Annotated in this window: 17 protein-coding genes; 10 read left to right on the top strand and 7 right to left on the bottom strand. The window is 61.4% G+C overall.

The window, feature by feature from the left end:
• The first annotated feature begins 42 nt into the window (after positions 1-42).
• From U862_RS0114335 to U862_RS0114300, 7 genes are all read left to right on the top strand, one after another.
• The gene (locus U862_RS0114335) at positions 43-624 is read left to right on the top strand and encodes an alpha/beta hydrolase (RefSeq protein ID WP_025111019.1); all 582 of its coding nucleotides are present in this window, start codon (positions 43-45) and stop codon (positions 622-624) included.
• Positions 625-683: 59 nt separating this feature from the next.
• Complete coding sequence (locus U862_RS0114330) at positions 684-1,616, top strand: sigma 54-interacting transcriptional regulator (RefSeq protein ID WP_025111018.1); 933 nt, start codon at positions 684-686, stop codon at positions 1,614-1,616.
• A gap of 167 nt (positions 1,617-1,783) precedes the next feature.
• Positions 1,784-2,581, top strand: a complete 798-nt coding sequence (locus U862_RS0114325; protein WP_025111017.1) for a MetQ/NlpA family ABC transporter substrate-binding protein — start codon at positions 1,784-1,786, stop codon at positions 2,579-2,581.
• Between the two features lie 523 nt (positions 2,582-3,104).
• A complete protein-coding gene (locus tag U862_RS0114315) occupies positions 3,105-3,770 on the top strand; it encodes an amino acid ABC transporter permease (RefSeq protein ID WP_025111016.1) in 666 nt (221 codons plus the stop codon).
• A complete protein-coding gene (locus U862_RS0114310) occupies positions 3,751-4,410 on the top strand; it encodes an amino acid ABC transporter permease (RefSeq protein WP_025111015.1) in 660 nt (219 codons plus the stop codon). The genes U862_RS0114315 and U862_RS0114310 overlap by 20 nt, the downstream gene beginning before the upstream one ends.
• Positions 4,407-5,189 (top strand): amino acid ABC transporter ATP-binding protein, encoded by a 783-nt coding sequence (locus tag U862_RS0114305; protein WP_025111014.1) that lies wholly within the window; start codon positions 4,407-4,409, stop codon positions 5,187-5,189. Before U862_RS0114310 ends, U862_RS0114305 begins: the two co-directional genes overlap by 4 nt.
• Positions 5,186-6,067, top strand: coding sequence for a transporter substrate-binding domain-containing protein (locus tag U862_RS0114300; RefSeq protein WP_025111013.1), 882 nt, complete (start codon positions 5,186-5,188; stop codon positions 6,065-6,067). Before U862_RS0114305 ends, U862_RS0114300 begins: the two co-directional genes overlap by 4 nt.
• A gap of 108 nt (positions 6,068-6,175) precedes the next feature.
• On the opposite strand, the gene U862_RS0114295 is transcribed toward U862_RS0114300, so the two are convergent.
• Positions 6,176-7,336, bottom strand: a complete 1,161-nt coding sequence (locus tag U862_RS0114295; protein ID WP_025111012.1) for an AAA family ATPase — start codon at positions 7,334-7,336, stop codon at positions 6,176-6,178.
• Positions 7,337-7,515: 179 nt separating this feature from the next.
• Between U862_RS0114295 and U862_RS0114290 the strand changes: the two genes are divergently transcribed.
• The 3 genes from U862_RS0114290 to U862_RS0114280 are packed head-to-tail and all read left to right on the top strand — an operon-like array spanning position 7,516 to position 12,730.
• Positions 7,516-8,619 (top strand): efflux RND transporter periplasmic adaptor subunit, encoded by a 1,104-nt coding sequence (locus U862_RS0114290; protein WP_025111011.1) that lies wholly within the window; start codon positions 7,516-7,518, stop codon positions 8,617-8,619.
• Positions 8,616-9,680: an efflux RND transporter periplasmic adaptor subunit gene (locus tag U862_RS0114285; RefSeq protein WP_025111010.1), complete on the top strand. Its 1,065-nt coding sequence runs from the start codon at positions 8,616-8,618 to the stop codon at positions 9,678-9,680. The genes U862_RS0114290 and U862_RS0114285 overlap by 4 nt, the downstream gene beginning before the upstream one ends.
• The gene (locus tag U862_RS0114280; protein ID WP_025111009.1) at positions 9,677-12,730 is read left to right on the top strand and encodes an efflux RND transporter permease subunit; all 3,054 of its coding nucleotides are present in this window, start codon (positions 9,677-9,679) and stop codon (positions 12,728-12,730) included. Before U862_RS0114285 ends, U862_RS0114280 begins: the two co-directional genes overlap by 4 nt.
• Positions 12,731-12,830: 100 nt before the next feature.
• On the opposite strand, the gene U862_RS0114275 is transcribed toward U862_RS0114280, so the two are convergent.
• The 6 genes from U862_RS0114275 to U862_RS0114250 form a co-directional block, all read right to left on the bottom strand.
• A complete protein-coding gene (locus U862_RS0114275) occupies positions 12,831-13,460 on the bottom strand; it encodes a bifunctional 2-polyprenyl-6-hydroxyphenol methylase/3-demethylubiquinol 3-O-methyltransferase UbiG (protein ID WP_025111008.1) in 630 nt (209 codons plus the stop codon).
• A gap of 172 nt (positions 13,461-13,632) precedes the next feature.
• Complete coding sequence (locus tag U862_RS0114270) at positions 13,633-14,277, bottom strand: methionine ABC transporter permease (RefSeq protein WP_025111007.1); 645 nt, start codon at positions 14,275-14,277, stop codon at positions 13,633-13,635.
• Positions 14,267-15,388, bottom strand: coding sequence for a methionine ABC transporter ATP-binding protein (locus U862_RS0114265; RefSeq protein WP_025111006.1), 1,122 nt, complete (start codon positions 15,386-15,388; stop codon positions 14,267-14,269). The genes U862_RS0114270 and U862_RS0114265 overlap by 11 nt, the downstream gene beginning before the upstream one ends.
• A 2-nt stretch (positions 15,389-15,390) precedes the next feature.
• A complete protein-coding gene (locus U862_RS0114260; RefSeq protein ID WP_025111005.1) occupies positions 15,391-16,200 on the bottom strand; it encodes a MetQ/NlpA family ABC transporter substrate-binding protein in 810 nt (269 codons plus the stop codon).
• Positions 16,201-16,305: 105 nt separating this feature from the next.
• The gene (locus tag U862_RS0114255; protein ID WP_025111004.1) at positions 16,306-17,658 is read right to left on the bottom strand and encodes an LLM class flavin-dependent oxidoreductase; all 1,353 of its coding nucleotides are present in this window, start codon (positions 17,656-17,658) and stop codon (positions 16,306-16,308) included.
• Complete coding sequence (locus U862_RS0114250; RefSeq protein WP_025111003.1) at positions 17,658-18,851, bottom strand: SfnB family sulfur acquisition oxidoreductase; 1,194 nt, start codon at positions 18,849-18,851, stop codon at positions 17,658-17,660. Before U862_RS0114250 ends, U862_RS0114255 begins: the two co-directional genes overlap by 1 nt.
• Position 18,852: the final 1 nt, after the last annotated feature.

Here is an 18,852-nt window from a genome sequence, read left to right as displayed (position 1 = left end):
TATACTCGATCAGGAACAGACACGACGCAGGAGAGCTCCCCCATGCGCAACGAATCAATCCGCTATCTGATTGTGCCGGGCTGGCAAGGATCGCCAGAAGATCATTGGCAAACCCACTGGCAAAACAGCCTGCCCAACAGTGCTCGGGTGGAGCAGGCCGACTGGCTGACGCCGCGCCGTGAGGACTGGGTTGCCGCGCTGGCCGAGGCGATTGCCGCCGACAGCGCGCCAGTGATCCTGATCGCCCACAGCCTGGGTTGCATCACTGTTGCGCATTGGGCTGCCACCGCGCCCGTGCAATACCTGCGTCAGGTGCGCGGCGCGTTGCTGGTCGCGCCGGCGGATGTCGAGCGCCCGACCTGCGTGCCGGCGCTGCGCAATTTTGCACCGATCCCGAGCGATCTGTTGCCGTTCCCCAGTCAGGTCGTGGCCTCCGACAACGACGCCGCCGTCAGCGCCCCGCGCGCGTTGGAACTGGCGCGTCACTGGGGCGCCGAGGCGGGGATTCTTGCCGGGGCCGGGCACATCAACGTCAAGTCCGGGCATCAGCGTTGGGAGCAGGGGTTCGCTTATCTCTATCGCCTGCAAAACCGCCTGGAACACCACGCCCGGCGTCGCGCTTGAGTTGTATTTTTTCTTTTTGATCGCCCCCGTCTCCCGGCGGTTCTGGGCGGGAGTCTGCCATGAGTGTTGAAACGTTCGGTCAGCCGTTGCTGACCTTTCCCGATGCGGAAAAAAGTCCCCTGAGCATCCGCGCCAAAGCGCTGGTCTTCGTCGATCCACGTTCGCGCCAGTTGCGCGAGGAGTTGGAGCACCTGGCGCCGCGAGCAATCTCGGTGTTGATCCGTGGCGAGACCGGTACCGGTAAAGAGTTGCTCGCCCGCCACATCCACCGCGCCAGTGATCGCAGCGGGCTGTTCGTCTCGGTCAATTGCGGCGCGATCAGCCCGACTTACGCCGATGCCGAACTGTTTGGCTATGCCGCCGGCAGTTACACAGGCTCGGCCAGCAGCCGCGCCGGCTGGTTCGGTTCGGCCAACGGCGGCACCCTGTATCTGGACGAGATTGGCGACCTGCCACTGCCGATCCAGATCAAATTGCTAGCCGCCCTGGAAAACCACGAAGTCACCCGCGTTGGCGCCCATCAGCCGAGCCCGGTGGATGTGCGGCTGGTGGCGGCGACCAGTATCGATCTGGCGCAAGCGGTGGACGCAGGAAAATTCCACGAACGGCTTTACCATTACCTCAGCGAAGGGCAACTGGAACTGCCGGCGCTGCGCGAGCGGATCGGCGACATCCTGTCGCTGGCCGAATATTTCCTCGGCATCTACAGCCAGCGCCTCGACCTGCCTGTGCCGTTGATCAGCGAGGCGGCGCAACACCTGCTGGAGCGCCACAGCTGGCCGGGCAATACCCGCGAGCTGGAAAACGTCATTCACTTTGCATTGTTGGTCAGCACCGGCGATGAAATCCTCCCGGAACACCTGAACCTGCCCGAAGCGTCTGGCCCGCACTTGCAGATCGAACGACTGGTGGCGCAGACAAACATCGGCGGCAGCGTTGATGAGCGTAAGGCCTTGAAAGATTTGCTGATTGAATTAAGCCAGCGGTTGTAGCCGTTTTGATCTGTATGAACAAAATGGAATATCAACGTGAATAAACGTTATTGTCCGGGAATAAAAAATCCCGGTATTGTCCGCTTCACGCCAGAGATAGCACTTCACTGGCACTCGTATTAATAGCCGTCGCCATCCGCGATCGTGATTCTCGATAAGGACACTGCATGAAAAAGGTTCTGTTGTTTACCGCATTGGCGGCTGCTCTGACTGCTGGTCTGGCCCAGGCTGGCGAGAAACTGGTGGTCGCGGCGACCCCGGTACCGCACGCTGAAATTCTCGAGCTGATCAAACCGACCCTCGCCAAAGAAGGCGTGGATCTGGAAATCAAAGTCTTCACTGACTACGTGCAGCCAAACGTACAGGTGGGCGAGAAGCGTCTGGACGCCAACTACTTCCAGACCCTGCCGTACCTGAACAGCTTCAACCAGGGCAAATACAAGGATGACAAATCCAAGTATCTGGTGACCGTGCAGGGCGTCCACGTTGAACCGTTCGGTGGCTACTCGAAAAAGTACAAAACCCTGGCTGAACTGCCGGACGGCGCCACCATCGCCATCCCGAACGAAGGCAGCAACAGCGGTCGTGCCCTGATCCTGCTGCAGAAGGCTGGCCTGATCGAGCTCAAAGACCCGAAAAACGCTCTCGCCACCCCGAAAGACATCGCCAAGAACCCGCACAACTTCAAGTTCAAGGAACTGGAATCGGCGCTGCTGCCACGCGTTCTGAACGAAGTTGACCTGGACATGATCAACACCAACTACGCGCTGGAGGCCAAGCTGAACCCGACCAAGGATGCGCTGGTGATCGAAGGCGCTGACTCGCCTTACGTGAACTTCCTGGTGGCCCGTGAGGACAACAAGAACAGCGACGCGATCCAGAAACTGGCCAAAGCCCTGACCAGCCCGGAAGTCAAAGCGTTCATCGAGAAGAAGTACAACGGCGCTGTATTGCCGGCGTTCTGATTCGACGCTTGAACCACCCCTTCAAGGTATGAAAACGCCGATGGCCAGTGATGGTCATCGGCGTTTTTGTACTTGTTCGATTTGGGGCATATGAATGCTTTTGTGGCGAGGGGGCAAGCCCCTCGCCACACCTGTGCCTCGCTCCAGGCTCAGGCCACTTGAGTCTTCAAGGCCCGGCGCAACGCCACGAGCAATTTCACGATGTCCTGCGGATCCAGTCGCTGCGGCACTTTTACGTCCATGTTGTCTTCCTTGTAATGGTTTGGCCGGGGGAGTCTGGCCAAAAGCTGTTCGTCCTTGGAGGGCTTTCATGCAAAAAAGATCCTTCCTACAGCGCAGGGGAAAATAGCCTTCTTATTCCTTCCCGGCAAACCCACAAGATAGTTTTTTGGGTGATATCAATATGCTTTATCGGTATTTAAATTCTTGTTTTTATACCTATAAAGTCAGCACCTGCCGGACAGTTACCCGCTGTCCATGGACTGCATGACCGTCGCTTACCGAGCGGCGTCCAGGATGCTTCATGACTTTCGATTACGCATTTATCCTCAGCACGCTGCCGGCGTTTCTCAAAGCCGTGGGCGTGACGCTGCAGGTCGGATTCATTGCCATTGGCACTTCACTGCTGGTGGCGCTGCTCAACGCGACGATTCTGGTGTTTCGCACGCCTTACCTGCATCGCGCCGTCGGCCTGTATGTGGAGCTGGCGCGCAACACGCCGCTGCTGATCCAGCTGTTCTTCGTCTACTTCGCCTTGCCGGCCCTCGGTATCAAGGTTTCCGGCTTCACCGCCGCAATCGTCACCATGACCTTTCTCGGCGGCGCTTACCTCACCGAAGTGCTGCGTGCGGGCGTCGATGCGGTGCCGCAGGCACAACTGGAGTCGGGGCGCTCCATCGGTCTGTCGCACGGCCAGTTGCTGCGCTACGTGATCCTGCCGCAAGCGGGGATCCTCAGCCTGCCGTCGCTGTTCGCCAATTTCATTTTCCTGCTCAAGGAGACCACCGTGGTCTCGGCGGTCGCGGTGCCGGAAATCCTCTACACCACCAAGAGCTACATCGCGCTCTACTACAAAACCTACGAAATGCTCGCCGTACTGACGCTGATCTGTGTGCTGTTGTTCTTGCCGCTGTCGCTGCTGCTCAGCCGTCTGGAAAGGAGGCTCCAGCATGGCCAGTTCGGGTCTTGAACTGCTCTGGGTGTCGCTGCCGCAACTGGCAAAAGGCGCTGGGCAAACCCTGTCGATCTCGTTCCTGAGCATCGCCATCAGCACCGTTGGCGGCGTGCTCTATGGCGTGCTGCGTACGCTCAATGTGACGTGGTTGAACGCGATCCTGCGGGTCTATCTGGAGTTGTTCCGGGCGATTCCGGTGCTGGTCTGGCTGTACCTGCTGTTCTTCGGCCTGCCGATTTTCTTCGGCCTGAGCCTGCCGAGCTTCTGGTGCGCAGTGTTGGTGCTGTCGCTGTGGGGCGCCAGTGAGGTTGGCGAGGTGGCACGCGGTGCGCTGCATTCGTTGCCGCGCGGGCAGCGTGAAGCGGGGCTGTCGATCGGCCTGAACGCTGCGCAGCTCTACAGCTACGTGCTGCTGCCGCAAGCGCTGAAACGCATGACGCCACCGACCATCAACGTCTACACGCGAATCATCAAGACCAGTTCGCTGGCGGTGCTGATCGGCGTGGTCGATGTGATCAAGGTCGGACAGCAGATCATCGAGCGCACCTACGAATCAGTGCTGATCTACGGCGCGCTGTTCCTGTTTTTCTTCTTTATCTGCTACCCGCTGTCGGCCGCCTCGCGCGTGCTGGAGCGGCGCTGGACGCAAGCATGAGCGCATTGATCGAGTTTCAGGGCTTCAACAAATTCTACGGCGAGCAGCAGGTGCTCAAGGGCATTGACCTGCAAGTGCGCAGCGGCGAAGTGATCGTCATTCTCGGCCCCAGCGGCTGCGGCAAAAGCACCTTGCTGCGCTGCCTCAACGGCCTGGAACAGGCGCACGGTGGCAGCCTGAAATTTGTCGGTCGTGAACTGTTGGACAAGGCCACTGACTGGCGTGAAGTGCGCCAGCAGATCGGCATGGTGTTCCAGAGTTATCACCTGTTCCCGCACATGAGCGTGCTCGACAACCTGCTGCTCGGCCCGCTCAAAGTGCAGAAACGCCAGCGCCGCGAAGCGCAGCAACAAGCCGAAGCCTTGCTTGAACGCGTGGGCCTGGCGGACAAGCGTGACGCCTATCCACGCCAGCTCTCCGGCGGCCAGCAGCAACGTATCGCCATCGTCCGTTCGCTGTGCATGAACCCGCGAGTGATGCTCTTCGATGAAGTCACTGCGGCCCTCGACCCGGAGATGGTCAAGGAAGTGCTGCAAGTGATTCAGGGCCTGGCCCGCGAGGGCATGACCCTGCTGATCGTCACCCACGAAATGGCCTTCGCTCGCGCGGTGGCCGATCGCATCGTGTTCATGGATGCCGGGCGCATCCTTGAACAGAACCCGCCCGAGATTTTCTTTACGAACCCGCAAACCGCACGCGCGCAGCAGTTCCTGGAGAAGTTCTCCTTCGTTGCAACACTGCCCGAAACGAATCCGACAAAGGAACTGGAACTGCTATGAAAACTGCCAAGTCATCCCTGTTTTTACTGCCACTGCTCGGCCTTGCGCTGCTCGCCGGCTGCAACAAATCGGAAGAACCGGCCAAGCCGAAAGTCGCCAGTGAAAGTACCGCGCCGGCCGGTTATCTGGACAAGATCAAGGCCCGCGACAAATTGATCGTCGGCGTGTTTACCGACAAGCCGCCGTTTGGTTTCGTCGATGAGGCAGGGCGCTATGTCGGCTTCGACACCGACATCGGTCGGCGCTTCGCCAAGGACTTGCTGGGCGATGAAAACAAAGTCGAGTTTGTTGCCGTGGAGCCGGCGAGCCGCATTCCGTTCCTGCAAAGTGACAAGGTCGACCTGATCCTCGCCAACATGACCGTGACCCCGGAGCGCAAGGAAGCGGTGGAATTCACCAACCCGAACCTCAAGGTCGCGGTGCAGGCGTTGGTGCCGCAAAGCAGCTCAGTGAAAAACCTTGATGACCTGGCAACTCGCACCACCATCGTCACCACCGGTACTACGGCGGACATCTGGCTGACCAAGAATCATCCGGACTGGAAACTGCTGAAATTCGAGAAAAACTCCGAGTCCCTGCAAGCCCTGGCCAACGGCCGTGGCGATGCCTACGCGCAGGACAACCTGGTGTTGTTCAGCTGGGCCAAGCAGAACCCGGGCTACCGCGTGCTGGATGAAAAACTCGGCGCCGAAGCACCGATTGCACCGGCAGTGAAGAAAGGCAACGTCGAGTTGCGGGACTGGGTGAATACCGAGTTGGCGAAGCTGGGTGAAGAGAAATATCTGCTCAAGCTGTACGACCAATATGTGCGCAAAGAGCTGAGCGATGACACCAAACCCGAGAGCGTGATTGTCGAAGGCGGCAAGTGGCAGGGGTGATTCATTGAGTCAGCGGTGACGAAATTGCCATCGCGAGCAAGCCCGCTCCCACAGGAGTACGAGACCAACTGTGGGAGCGAGCCTGCTCGCGAATCTGTGTCGCGCCGCTCAATCCGGCCAGTTCCACGCCGGTTCATCCAGCACCCGCTGCCCGACAATCCCGGTCTGCCCCAGCGTCTTCTCCAGCACGATGCAATTGCATTCTGGATCTTCCTGCAACGCTGATATCAACCTGCGCGCGTGCGACACCACCCAAACCTGACACTCCTGCGAGGCACGAATGATCAAGCGCGCCAGCGCCGGCAGCAGATCCGGGTGCAGGCTGGTTTCCGGTTCGTTCAGCACCATCAGCGTCGGTGGCCGCGGCGTCAGCAAGGCCGCGACCAGCAACAGGTAACGCAACGTCCCGTCCGATAGCTCCGCCGCCGACAATGGCCGCAGCAGTCCTTCCTGAAAGAACTCGATGGCAAAGCGTCCGCCGGCCAGAGGCGCGATGTTCAGCCGTGCGCCGGGAAACGCATCGCTGATCGCCGCCTGCAACGCCTCGGGGTCGCCGATTTCATTGATGGTCTGCAAGGCAGCGGCGAGGTCGCGACCGTCGTGGTGCAGCACTGGCGTGCGGGTGCCCAGTTGCGGCTGGCGCACCGGGGCGTCCGCGTCGCTGCGAAAGTGATCGTAGAAGCGCCAGCGGCGGATGAACTCGCGCATCTGAAACACTTCCGGTGAACTGCGCAGGCTGCCGACCTGATCGAACAGGCTGTCGAAGTTCGGCGTGTGCTGTGCCAGCACGTCCCAGCCGCGGCCTTCGCGAGCGCGGATCATCGGGCCGTGGCGATCCACCAGCAGGCTGGCCGGGCGATAGAGCGGGCCGGCCCAGATGCATTCTTTCTTGATCTCCGGGTCGAGGGAGAAGAACGAACGGCTCGGTTCCGGCAAACCGAGGGCGATCGCGTAGCTGAAGTCTTCCCCGGCAAAACCCAGACGCAGACGCTTGACACCCTGACGCACCGTCGGCTCGACCGCCACTTCGCCGCTGCGCATGCGTCGGCTGATGGTTTCCGGGCCGGCCCAGAACGTCGAATCCAGCCCGCCTTCGCGGGCCAGCGCATTCACCACGCCGCCCTGAGCGGTCTCTGCCAGCAGGCGCAAGGCCCGGTAGAGATTGGATTTGCCGCTGCCGTTGGGGCCGGTGATCAGGTTCAGCCGGCCCAGTGGAATCACCAGTTTGTTGATCGAGCGGTAATTGGCCACCGCCAGTGTCTTGAGCATGACTGCATCCTTGTACCGGAACGGCCGTTTGCCGTGCGTCTGGTTGGGTGGCGGGTGTGTTTGCCGGCCCCGGAAATCATTGTTGAAAAATGCGTTATTCCCGCGAGCGAACGTTGAACCCTGTTCTAAGCTCACAGTCGTATCGTCACTTGCACGTTCGTACACAGGAAGGAGTCTGCATGGCGAGTCCCGGATTGAAAACAGTTGTCGTGCTGAGCCTGCTCACGTTGCTGACCGCTTGCGGCAAGAAAGAAGCGCCGGCGGAGTACCTGCCACGGGTTTTTGTGCAAGAGGTCAAGCCAGCCGACTACGCCGCTGCGGTGACCCTCACCGGTGATGTGCAGGCGCGGGTGCAGACCGAACTGTCGTTCCGGGTCGGTGGCAAGATCATCCAGCGCATGGTCGATGTCGGCGACCGGGTCAGCGCCAAACAGGTGCTGGCCAAACTCGATCCCAAGGATCTGCAGACCAACGTCGATTCTGCTCAAGCCCAGGTTATCGCCGAACAGGCGCGGGTCAAACAGAGTGCGGCGGCGTTCGTGCGCCAGCAGAAATTGCTGCCCAAAAGCTACACCAGCCAGAGCGAATACGATTCCGCGCAAGCCGCATTGCGCAGCAGCCAGAGCGCCCTGAGTGCGGCGCAGGCGCAATTGGCCAACGCCAAAGACCAGTTGAGCTACACCGCGCTGATCGCTGATGCTCCCGGGGTGATCACCCAGCGGCAGGCCGAAGTCGGTCAGGTGGTGCAGGCCACCGCGCCGATTTTCTCGCTGGCCCGCGATGGCGACCGTGACGCCGTGTTCAACGTTTACGAATCGCTGCTGGCCGAGCGTCCTTCGGATCGCTCGATTGTCGTCAGCCTGCTCGATAATCCCGCCATCAAGACCACCGGCACGGTGCGTGAAATCACCCCGGCGGTGTCGGCGCAGTCCGGCACGGTGCAAGTCAAAGTCAGCCTCGACAGCCTGCCGCAGGGCATGCAGCTGGGCTCAGTGGTCAGCGCGACCGCCAAGGGCAGCGGCAAGTCGGCGGTGGAATTGCCGTGGTCGGCACTGACCAAAAACATCAGCGATCCGGCCGTGTGGATGGTCGACGACAAGGGTGAAGCGCAGCTGCACAACGTCACCGTCAGCCGCTATCTGATCGGCAAGGTCATCATCAGCGACGGCCTCAAGGGCGGGGAAAAAGTGATTGTCGCGGGTGGGCAGTTGCTGCACCCGGGCATGAAAGTCGAGATTGCCGAAAACACCTATAAAGATCTGCAATCGGGAGCACAGCCATGAAGCGTCTGGGGCTGTTATCCATCGGTGTGCTGCTGGCCGCCTGCTCGAAAAGCGAGCCACCACCGGAGCCGGTACGGCCGGTGCTGTCGATCAAGGTACAAGCGCTGAACGAGGAAACCCTCGGGCGTTTCGCCGGCAGCATTCAGGCGCGTTACGAGAGCAACACCGGGTTCCGCGTCGGCGGGCGCATCGCCAGCCGTAACGTCGATGTCGGCGCCGAGGTGCAAAAGGGCACGCTGCTTGCCACTCTCGACCCGTCCGATCAACAGAACCAGTTGCGTTCGGCCCAGGGCGATCTGGCCAAGGTCCAGGCGCAGCTGATCAACGCCCAGGCCAACGCCCGGCGGCAGCAGGCGCTGTTCGATCGCGGGGTTGGCGCGCAGGCGAACCTGGACATCGCCAACACCGACCTGAAAACCACTCAGGCCTCGCTCGATCAGGCGCGGGCAGCGGTCAATCAAAGCAAGGATCAACTCGGTTACACCGAACTGCGCTCCGACCACAAAGCAGTCGTGACCGCGTGGAACGCCGAAGCCGGGCAAGTGGTGACGGCCGGTCAACAGGTGGTGACTCTGGCGCAACCGGACATCAAGGAAGCGGTGATCGATCTGCCGGACACGCTGGTCGATCAGATCCCTTCCGACGTGGTGTTTCTGGTGGCCGGGCAACTCGATCCGAGCATCAATACCACGGCGACCATTCGCGAAATCGAACCACAGGCCCAAAGCGCTACGCGCACCCGCCGCGCGCGGTTGACGCTGGCCAATACCCCCGATGGCTTTCGACTCGGCACGGCAATCAGTGTGACCCTCAGCTCGGCGATCAAGCCGCGGATCGAATTGCCCGCCACCGCCCTGCAGGAAGCCGACGGCAAGACCCGCATCTGGGTGATCGATACACAGAGCAAGACCGTAGCCCCGCGTGATGTCAGCGTTATCAGCCGCACTGACGGCACCGTGGTGCTGGCCGGCGGGGTCAAGTCCGGCGAGCGGGTGGTCAGTGCAGGCGTCAACAGTCTCAAACCCGGACAAGCCGTGAAACTCGACGAGGACAGTCAATGAAAGGCTCTTTCAACCTATCCGAATGGGCCCTCAAGCATCAGTCGTTCGTCTGGTATCTGATGTTCGTCGCGTTGTTGATGGGGGTGTTTTCGTACTTCAATCTGGGGCGCGAAGAAGACCCCTCGTTCACCATCAAGACCATGGTAATCCAGACCAAATGGCCGGGCGCGACCCAGGAGGAAACCCTCAAACAGGTCACCGACCGCATCGAGAAAAAGCTTGAGGAACTCGATTCCCTCGATTACGTGAAAAGTTACACGCGTCCCGGCGAATCGACGGTGTACGTGTACCTGCGCGACACCACCAGTGCCAAGGACATCCCGGAAATCTGGTACCAGGTGCGCAAGAAGATCGACGACATTCGCGGCCAGTTTCCCCAGGGCATTCAAGGCCCCGGGTTCAACGACGAGTTCGGCGATGTGTACGGTTCGGTCTACGCGTTTACCGCCGACGGCCTGACCATGCGCCAGTTGCGCGACTACGTGGAGCAGGCACGCGCCGAGATCCGCAACGTACCGGGGTTGGGCAAGATCGAGATGATCGGCCAGCAGGACGAAGTGATCTACCTGAACTTCTCCACCCGCAAACTCGCCGCCCTGGGCATCGACCAGCGCCAAGTGGTGCAGAGCCTGCAATCGCAGAACGCCGTGACTCCGGCGGGGGTCATCGAGGCCGGTCCGGAGCGCATTTCGGTGCGCACCTCGGGGCAGTTCGCTTCGGAAAAAGACCTGGCCGAGGTCAATCTCAAGCTCAATGACCGTTTTTACCGGTTAGCGGACATCGCTGATATCAGTCGCGGTTACGTCGACCCGGCCACGCCGGAATTTCGTTTCGACGGCAAGCCGGCAATCGGTCTGGCGATTGCCATGCAGAAGGGCGGCAACGTTCAGGAGTTCGGCAAGGCGTTGCACGCGCGTATCGACCAGGTTACCGCTGACCTGCCGGTGGGCGTCGGCGTGCACACCGTGTCCGATCAGGCGGTGGTGGTGGAAGAGGCGGTCGGCGGTTTCACCAGTGCGCTGTTCGAAGCGGTGGTGATCGTGCTGGTGGTCAGCTTTATCAGCCTCGGCGTGCGTGCCGGGCTGGTGGTGGCGTGCTCGATTCCGCTGGTGCTGGCGATGGTGTTCTTGTTCATGGAATACAGTGGCATCACCATGCAGCGGATTTCCCTCGGCGCGCTGATCATCGCCCTCGGCCTGCTGGTGGACGACGCGATGATCACCGTGGAGATGATGGTCACGCGCCTGGAAATGGGCGAGAGCAAGGAGCAGGCGGCCACGTTCGCCTACACCTCCACGGCGTTCCCGATGCTCACCGGTACGCTGGTGACCGTGGCCGGTTTCGTGCCCATCGGCCTCAACGCCAGCTCCGCCGGCGAGTACACCTTCACCCTTTTTGCGGTGATCGCAGTGGCGATGCTGGTGTCGTGGGTGGTGGCGGTGTTCTTTGCCCCGGTCATCGGCGTGCACATTCTCAGCACCAACGTGAAACCCCATGAAGCCGAGCCGGGCCGAGTCGGCCGGGCTTTCAACGGCGGTTTGCTGTGGTGCATGCGCAATCGCTGGTGGGCCATCGGCATCACCGTGCTGCTGTTTGTGCTGGCGGTGTTCTGCATGCGTTTTGTGCAGAACCAGTTCTTCCCGTCGTCGGATCGCCCAGAAATCCTCGTCGACCTGAACCTGCCGCAAAACGCCTCCATCGACGAAACCCGCAAGGCTGTCGACAAGCTCGAAGCCACGCTCAAGGGTGACCCCGACATCGTGCGCTGGAGCACTTACATCGGTCAGGGCGCGATCCGTTTCTACTTGCCTCTCGACCAGCAACTGCAGAACCCGTACTACGCGCAACTGGTGATCGTCAGCAAGAACTTCGAGGCCCGCGAGGCCCTGAGCCAGCGCCTGCGTGAGCGCTTGCACAAGGACTTCGTCGGCATCGGCAGTTACGTGCAAGCACTGGAAATGGGCCCGCCGGTAGGCCGTCCGATCCAGTACCGGGTCAGCGGCAAGGACATCGATCAGGTGCGCAGGCACGCCATCGACCTGGCGACCGAACTGGACAAGAACGAGCACATCGGCGAGATCATTTACGACTGGAACGAGCCGGGCAAAGTCCTGCGCATCGACATCGCGCAGGACAAGGCGCGCCAGCTCGGGCTGTCGTCCGAAGACGTGGCGAAACTGATGAACAGCATCGTCAGTGGTTCGCCGCTGACCCAGGTCAACGACGACATCTACCTGATCAACGTGGTCGGCCGCGCGGTGAGCTCCGAACGCGGTACGCCGGAAACCCTGCAGAACCTGCAGATCGTCACGCCCAACGGCACGTCGATCCCGCTGCTGGCGTTCGCCACCGTGCGTTATGAGCTGGAGCAGCCGCTGGTGTGGCGTCGCGACCGCTTGCCGACCATCACCATCAAGGCCTCGGTGCGTGACGAGATTCAGCCGACCGACCTGGTGAAAATCCTCAAGCCGTCGATTGACGCTTTCGCCGCCAAGCTACCAGTGGGCTACAAGGTCGCCACTGGCGGTACGGTCGAGGAAAGCGGCAAGGCCCAGGGGCCGATTGCCAAGGTGCTGCCATTGATGCTGTTTTTGATGGCGACCTTCCTGATGATCCAGTTGCACAGCGTGCAGAAAATGTTCCTGGTGGCGAGTGTCGCGCCGCTGGGGCTGATCGGCGTGGTGCTGGCGCTGGTGCCGACAGGCACGCCGATGGGCTTCGTGGCGATCCTCGGGATTCTGGCGCTGATCGGCATCATCATCCGTAACTCGGTGATTCTCGTGACGCAGATCGATGAGTTCGAGCGCAACGGCTCCGCGCCGTGGGATGCGGTGGTGGAGGCGACCGAGCATCGGCGCCGGCCGATCCTGCTGACGGCGGCGGCGGCGAGCATGGGCATGATCCCGATTGCCCGGGAAGTGTTCTGGGGGCCGATGGCGTACGCGATGATTGGCGGGATCGTAGTGGCGACGCTGCTGACACTGCTGTTTTTGCCGGCGCTGTATGTGGCCTGGTACAAGATTCGCGAGCCGCAGAAAGAGACCCGCTAAAAGCGAGTGCTGCGCACTCTGTTCGCGAGCAGGCTCACTCCTGCAGGGAGAGTCATTCCAACTGTGGGAGCGGGCTTGCTCGCGAAGGCGTCAGAACGGTCTACGCAACTTTACGCCAAACGCTGGCCAACCAAGGTTGTTGCTCCCGCGGTAACCCGGCCGGCCGGTAGTAATGCTCAAGCTCGACAAACCCCGCCGCCGTCAGCAACCCGCGCCACGCCTCCAGGTCGTGATACGAGCCATACCGTGGCCCGGTCCAGCCCTCACGGTTATCCCCACGCGGATTGGAACTGAACAACACCCCGCCCGGTTTCAGCGTGCCGTGCAGTTGCTTGAGCACTCGCGGCAACTCCTGCAGCGGCACATGAAACAGCACCGCATTGGCGAAGATGCCGTCGAAGCGCTCGGCCGGCAGATCAAGTTTCAGAAAGTCCTGGCACCACACTTCGCAGCCACTGTCTGCCCGCGCCATCTGCGCAAATTTTTCTGCGCCATCGAGGCCGATCGCGACGTGGCCCATGCGGGTGAACGTTTGCAGATCGCGGCCGGGGCCGCAGCCGAAATCGAGAACCGTGAACGGCGCCGTGCCGTGGATATGCCGCAGCAGCGCGTCAATGTTCTGGCTGACATCGTGATCGCGGGTGCCTTCGCGAAAGTCTTCGGCCACCGAGTTGTAATGGCCGAGGGTGGTGGCGGTGATCTGTTGCAGATCGGTGGGGGTTTGCTTCATGGTCGAGGGCTGCGCGGGCAATGAGGATTTGCCGAATATACGCCATCAGGTCCGGGGCTGCTGCGCAGCCATTCGTGAGCAGGCTCGCTCCCACAGGGGAACGCATTCCAAATGTGGGAGCGAGCCTGCTCGCGAAAGCGGTTTCAAAAGCGTCGAATGAGCCCTGCTGAAATCAGCGCTTGTTCAAGCCACGCGCCAAGCGATCGCCACCCAATTGAATCACCGCCACCAACGCCACCAGCAACACAATCACCGTCAGCATGATCTGGCTGTCAAACCGCTGATAGCCATAGCGGTAAGCAATGTCGCCCAAGCCACCGGCACCAATCGCCCCGGCCATGGCTGACGAGTTGATCATCGTCACCAGCGTAATCGTGAACCCGCCGACAATCCCCGGCAGCGCTTCAGGCAGCAGCACATGCCAGACGATGTGCCAGCGTCGGCAACCCATGGCTTGCGCGGCCTCGATCAGACCGTGGTCTACCTCGCGCAGACTGACCTCGGCAATCCGCGCAAAAAATGGCGTCGCGGCGATCGTCAGCGGTACCACTGCCGCCCAGACACCGTACGTGGTGCCGACAATCAGTCGGGTGAACGGAATCAGCGCGACCATCAGAATCAGGAACGGGATCGAACGAAACAGGTTCACGAACGCGCCCAGCGCTTTGTTGAGCACTGGCGCTTGATAGATCCCGCCCTTGTCGCTGGTGACCAGAATCACCGCCATCGGAATCCCCACCAGCAAGGCGATCAGCGACGACACGCCGACCATCAGAAAGGTGTCGATGAAACCCTGCAGCAAACGATCAAACCACATAACCCAACACCTCCACCCGTTGCGCCCATTGCCCGGCGCGCTCACGCAATTGTTCGGCACTCGCCGCCGAGCCGCTTACGGCCAGCAGCAGTTGCCCGAGCGCATGACCCTGAATCCGTTCCACACCGCCCAGCAGCAACTTCACCCGGCCGCCGAGCGCTGCAAAAAGTGCCGCCAGATCCGGCTCGTCACTGGCACTGCCGGTGAACTGCAAGCGCAGCACCGCCGCCGCCTCGGAGGAGGGCGGTGAGGCATGCAAACGGCTTTGCAGCTCTTCGGGCAAGGCGTGTTGCAGCGGCGCGAGCAAGGTCTGGCTGACTTCGTGCTGCGGGTTGCCGAACACTTCCCAGACCGGGCCTTGCTCGACGATCCGCCCGTGTTCCAGCACCACCACGCGGTCGCAGATTTCGCGGATCACCGCCATTTCGTGGGTGATCAGCACGATGGTCAGGTTCAGACGCTGGTTGATTTCGCGCAGCAGGCCGAGGATCGACTGGGTGGTCTCCGGATCCAGCGCCGACGTGGCTTCGTCACACAGCAGAATATCCGGGTCATGCACCAGCGCGCGGGCGATGCCGACACGCTGTTTCTGCCCACCGGACAGTTGCGCCGGATAAGCCTTGTGCTTGGCTTGCAGGCCGACCAGTTCCAGCAGTTCGCGGACTTTTTTGTCGCGCTGCGCTTTCGGCACGCCAGCGACTTTCAACGGCAGTTCGACGTTCTGCCAAACCGTCTTGGCCGACATCAGGTTGAAGTGCTGGAAGATCATGCCGATGCGTCGGCGCAGGGCGACCAGGCGGTCTTCATCGAACTCGCCGATGTCGACCTGATCGATCAGCACCCGCCCCGCAGTCGGTTGCTCCAGACGATTGATCGTGCGGATCAGCGACGACTTGCCGGCGCCGCTGCGGCCGATGATGCCGAACACCTCGCCGTGCCGGATTGCCAGGTCGATGCCTTGCAGCGCCGCGACCGGGCCTTGCCGGCCGTCGTAGGTTTTACCCAGGCCGATGAAGCGTACGTGGGCGCGATTCAACTCGGGGTGCAGTTCGGTTCTTTCAGCATTCTTGGGCTCTGGAGTCTCCAGTCGCCGTTGGATCGCGGCCGTCATCCTCAGCTTTCCCAACCGGCCTGGTACAGCTTGCCGTGGGCCTTGTCCAGCGCCGCACGAACGGCCGGCGAATGCTGATAGATGTCGACGAACTTGATCAGACGCGGATCGTCCTTGCTCTTCGGCTGGATCACGAACTGGATCACGTATTCCTTGTGGTCGAGACCGTCGAACAGCAGTGCGGAGCCGGCATCGAAGGTCTTCGCCAGACGGATGTAGGCCGGGTAGCCCTGGACCAGATCGGCGTCGTCATAGGCACGCACCAATTGCACGGCTTCGACCTGGAGGATTTTGATCTTCTTCGGGTTGGCGATGATGTCGTCTTCGGTGGCCTTGTAGCCGACGCCCGGTTTCAGCGTGATCAGCCCGGCCTTGGCCAGCAGTTGCAGGCCGCGCCCGCTGTTGATCGGGTCGTTGGCGATGGCGACGCTGGCACCCTCGGGCAGCTCGTCGAAGCTTTTGTATTTTTCCGAGTAGAGACCGACGTTGTTGATGATCCCCGGGGCAAATGGCACCAGGTCAAAACCGGCGGCGGCCTTGGCGTTTTCGAGGAACGGGATGTGCTGGAAGTAGTTCACGTCGATGTCGCCGGCAGCGAGACTGACGTTCGGCGCGATCCAGTCGGTGAACTCCACCAGCTCGACTTTCAGGCCTTGTCTGGAAGCCTCTTCGACGGCGGCTTCCAGCGGAATGGCGAACGCGGCGGTGGTGCCGATTTTCAGTGGAGCGTCGGCGGCGAATACCGCCGAACTGAACAGGCTGAAGGCCAGGGCCAGTGCTTTGACTGGGTGGGTCAGGAATTTCTGGGTCATGGTGTGGTTTCCAGTCAATGCAAAAAATTGTGGTGTCTGGTCGGGCCTCTTCGCGAGCAGGGGATGCGCATTCCAAATGTGGGAGCGAGCCTGCTCGCGAAGCTTTTAACGCCGGTACGAAGAACCGGTGTGTTGCTGCGGAAGCTGCGCCTCGGCGTGAAACAGCTTTTCGCGCAAGCTGCCGCTGTCATACGCCGTCTTGTACGATCCACGCCGCTGCAATTCCGGAATCACCCGTTCAATGAAATCGACATAGCTTTCCGGGGTAACGATGCGGGTCAGGTTGAAGCCATCGAGGCCGGTTTCGGCGATCCACGACTCCAGTTCGTCAGCCACTTGCTCGGCTGAGCCGACCACGGTGATGTAGCGGCCGCCGAGGGCGTGCTGGTCGAGCAATTTGCGCCGGGTCCAGTCGTTGTTCTGCAGGTTTTTGGTGGCGGACTGGATGGCGTTGCTCTTGACGTACTGGATCGGTTCGTCGATTTCGTACTGGGAAAAGTCGATGCCGGTGGACGCGGAAAAGTGCGCGACGCCGGCCTCGGCACTGGCGTAGCTCAGGTACTCGGCGTGCTTGGCCCATGCGGCTTCTTCAGTGGCGCCGACAATCACGTTGAGGCCCATGAACACCTTGATGTCCTCGGGGTTGCGCCCGGCCTCGACGGCGCTGGCGCGCACCTTGTCGACCTGAGCCCTGGTCGCCGGTTTGTTCTGGCCGCTGATGAATACGCACTCGGCGTGACGCCCGGCGAACAGCAGGCCGCGATCGGAGCTGCCGGCCTGGAACAGCACCGGCGTACGCTGCGGTGACGGCTCGCAGAGGTGATAACCCTCGACTTGATAGAACTCGCCCTTGTGCTCGACCTTGTGCACTTTCTCCGGTTGCGCATAGATCCGCTGCTCACGGTCATTGAGCACTGCGCCGTTTTCCCAACTGCCCTCCCAGAGTTTGTAGAGCACCTCCAGGTACTCGTCGGCCTGATCGTAGCGACGGTCATGCTCGACCTGCTCACTCAGGCCCATGGCCTTGGCGGCGCTGTCGAGGTAACCGGTGACGATGTTCCAGCCCACGCGGCCACGGCTCAAATGATCGAGCGTCGACATGCGCCGGGCGAACAGATACGGCGGTTCGTAGGTGAGGTTGGCGGTCAAGCCGAAACCGAGGTTCCTGGTTACGGCAGCCATGGCCGAGACCAGCAGCAGCGGATCGTTGACGGGTAACTGGATCGACTCTTTCAGCGTGACATCCACCGAGTTCTGATAGACGTCGTACACGCCGACGATGTCGGCAATGAACAGCCCGTCGAACAGTCCGCGCTCCAGCAACTGCGCCAGTTCGGTCCAGTATTCAAGGGTGTTGTAACGAGTGGAGGTGTCGCGCGGATGCGTCCACAAGCCATGGTTGATGTGCCCGATGCAGTTCATGTTGAACGCGTTGAGCAGAATTTTTTTCTTCGCCATCAGATGGTCCCCCGCAGCGGCGGGTTTTCATCGTTGAGGTAGTAATTGCCCACCGCGTGATACTTCCAGCGCACCGGGTCGTGCAGGGTGTGCACGCGGGCGTTGCGCCAGTGGCGGTCGAGGCCGTGCTCGATCAACGTGGCCTGGCTGCCGGCCAGCTCGAACAGCGTGCTGCCGGCGGCCAGGGAAACCTCGGTGCTGATCGCCCGCACTTCGGCGACGGCGATCGAGGCGGCGGCGACAATTTCGGCATTCAGTTCGGCTTGTGCGGTGTCGAGGAATTCGCCGGCGCGTTCGAGCAGGGCTTCGGTGGCGTGCAGGCGGATGCTCAAGTGGCCGAAGCTCTTCAAGGTCAGCGGATCTTCGGTGGCCTTGTCGTTGCCGGAGTCGATCCACGGGCGGGTCTTGCTGCGCACGAAGTGCAAGGCATCTTCATACGCGGCGCGGGCGATGCCGGTATCGATGGCGGCGTGAAGGATCTGCGCCAGCGGACCGACCGTGGTCGGACGCTCGAAGGCACTCTGGAACGGGATCACGTCTGCGGCGGCGACATACACGTCTTCGAACACCACCGAACCGCTGCCGGTGGTGCGCTGGCCGAAGCCGCTCCAGTCGTCGATCACGGTCAGGCCTCGGCTGTCACGCGGGACGAACGCCAGTTGTTGCACGCCGCTTTCATCGATCACCGAGGTCGGGATGCGTTGCGCGTAGATCGCCCCGGTCGCATAAAACTTGCGACCGTTGATGCGGTAGCCATCGCCGTCACGCTTGAGGCTGGTGACACGCTCGTGGGCGGTTTTGGTGCCCAGTTCCGCCAGGGCGTTGCCGAAGCGCTGGCCGGCCAGCACCTCGGCGTACAGGCGTTGTTTCTGCTCGTGGCTGCCGTTCACTCGCAGCACTTCGAGGGCGTAAAAATGGTTCTGCGGAATCTGCCCCAGCGAGCCGTCGGCCTGAGCGATCAGGGCGATGACTTTGGCCAAGGTCACGTTGGACACACCGGCGCCGCCGTACTCCTTGGGCACGCTGATGCCCCACAGGCCGGAGCGGGAAAACACGTCGAGTTCGGGCAGCGGCAGGCGCCGTTCACGGTCGCGTACAGCGCTGTCGCGTTTGAAATCTTCGGCCAGGTCGCTGGCGACGATCAGGGCTTGCTCGTCGCTGGTGATGACCGCGACGGAATGGGAAAAGGTCATA

The organism is Pseudomonas sp. H1h, from assembly GCF_000633255.1.
Classification (GTDB): Bacteria; Pseudomonadota; Gammaproteobacteria; order Pseudomonadales; family Pseudomonadaceae; genus Aquipseudomonas.
This window is presented reverse-complemented; position numbering and strand designations above follow the sequence as displayed.

Excerpts from the sequence above, each read along its gene's own strand:
- U862_RS0114335 (WP_025111019.1), top strand. The coding sequence starts at position 43 with ATGCGCAACGAATCAATCCGCTATCTGATTGTGCCGGGCTGGCAAGGA.
- U862_RS0114330 (WP_025111018.1), top strand. The coding sequence starts at position 684 with ATGAGTGTTGAAACGTTCGGTCAGCCGTTGCTGACCTTTCCCGATGCG.
- U862_RS0114325 (WP_025111017.1), top strand. The coding sequence starts at position 1,784 with ATGAAAAAGGTTCTGTTGTTTACCGCATTGGCGGCTGCTCTGACTGCT.
- U862_RS0114315 (WP_025111016.1), top strand. The coding sequence starts at position 3,105 with ATGACTTTCGATTACGCATTTATCCTCAGCACGCTGCCGGCGTTTCTC.
- U862_RS0114310 (WP_025111015.1), top strand. The coding sequence starts at position 3,751 with ATGGCCAGTTCGGGTCTTGAACTGCTCTGGGTGTCGCTGCCGCAACTG.
- U862_RS0114305 (WP_025111014.1), top strand. The coding sequence starts at position 4,407 with ATGAGCGCATTGATCGAGTTTCAGGGCTTCAACAAATTCTACGGCGAG.
- U862_RS0114300 (WP_025111013.1), top strand. The coding sequence starts at position 5,186 with ATGAAAACTGCCAAGTCATCCCTGTTTTTACTGCCACTGCTCGGCCTT.
- U862_RS0114295 (WP_025111012.1), bottom strand. The coding sequence starts at position 7,336 with ATGCTCAAGACACTGGCGGTGGCCAATTACCGCTCGATCAACAAACTG.
- U862_RS0114290 (WP_025111011.1), top strand. The coding sequence starts at position 7,516 with ATGGCGAGTCCCGGATTGAAAACAGTTGTCGTGCTGAGCCTGCTCACG.
- U862_RS0114285 (WP_025111010.1), top strand. The coding sequence starts at position 8,616 with ATGAAGCGTCTGGGGCTGTTATCCATCGGTGTGCTGCTGGCCGCCTGC.
- U862_RS0114280 (WP_025111009.1), top strand. The coding sequence starts at position 9,677 with ATGAAAGGCTCTTTCAACCTATCCGAATGGGCCCTCAAGCATCAGTCG.
- U862_RS0114275 (WP_025111008.1), bottom strand. The coding sequence starts at position 13,460 with ATGAAGCAAACCCCCACCGATCTGCAACAGATCACCGCCACCACCCTC.
- U862_RS0114270 (WP_025111007.1), bottom strand. The coding sequence starts at position 14,277 with ATGTGGTTTGATCGTTTGCTGCAGGGTTTCATCGACACCTTTCTGATG.
- U862_RS0114265 (WP_025111006.1), bottom strand. The coding sequence starts at position 15,388 with ATGACGGCCGCGATCCAACGGCGACTGGAGACTCCAGAGCCCAAGAAT.
- U862_RS0114260 (WP_025111005.1), bottom strand. The coding sequence starts at position 16,200 with ATGACCCAGAAATTCCTGACCCACCCAGTCAAAGCACTGGCCCTGGCC.
- U862_RS0114255 (WP_025111004.1), bottom strand. The coding sequence starts at position 17,658 with ATGGCGAAGAAAAAAATTCTGCTCAACGCGTTCAACATGAACTGCATC.
- U862_RS0114250 (WP_025111003.1), bottom strand. The coding sequence starts at position 18,851 with ATGACCTTTTCCCATTCCGTCGCGGTCATCACCAGCGACGAGCAAGCC.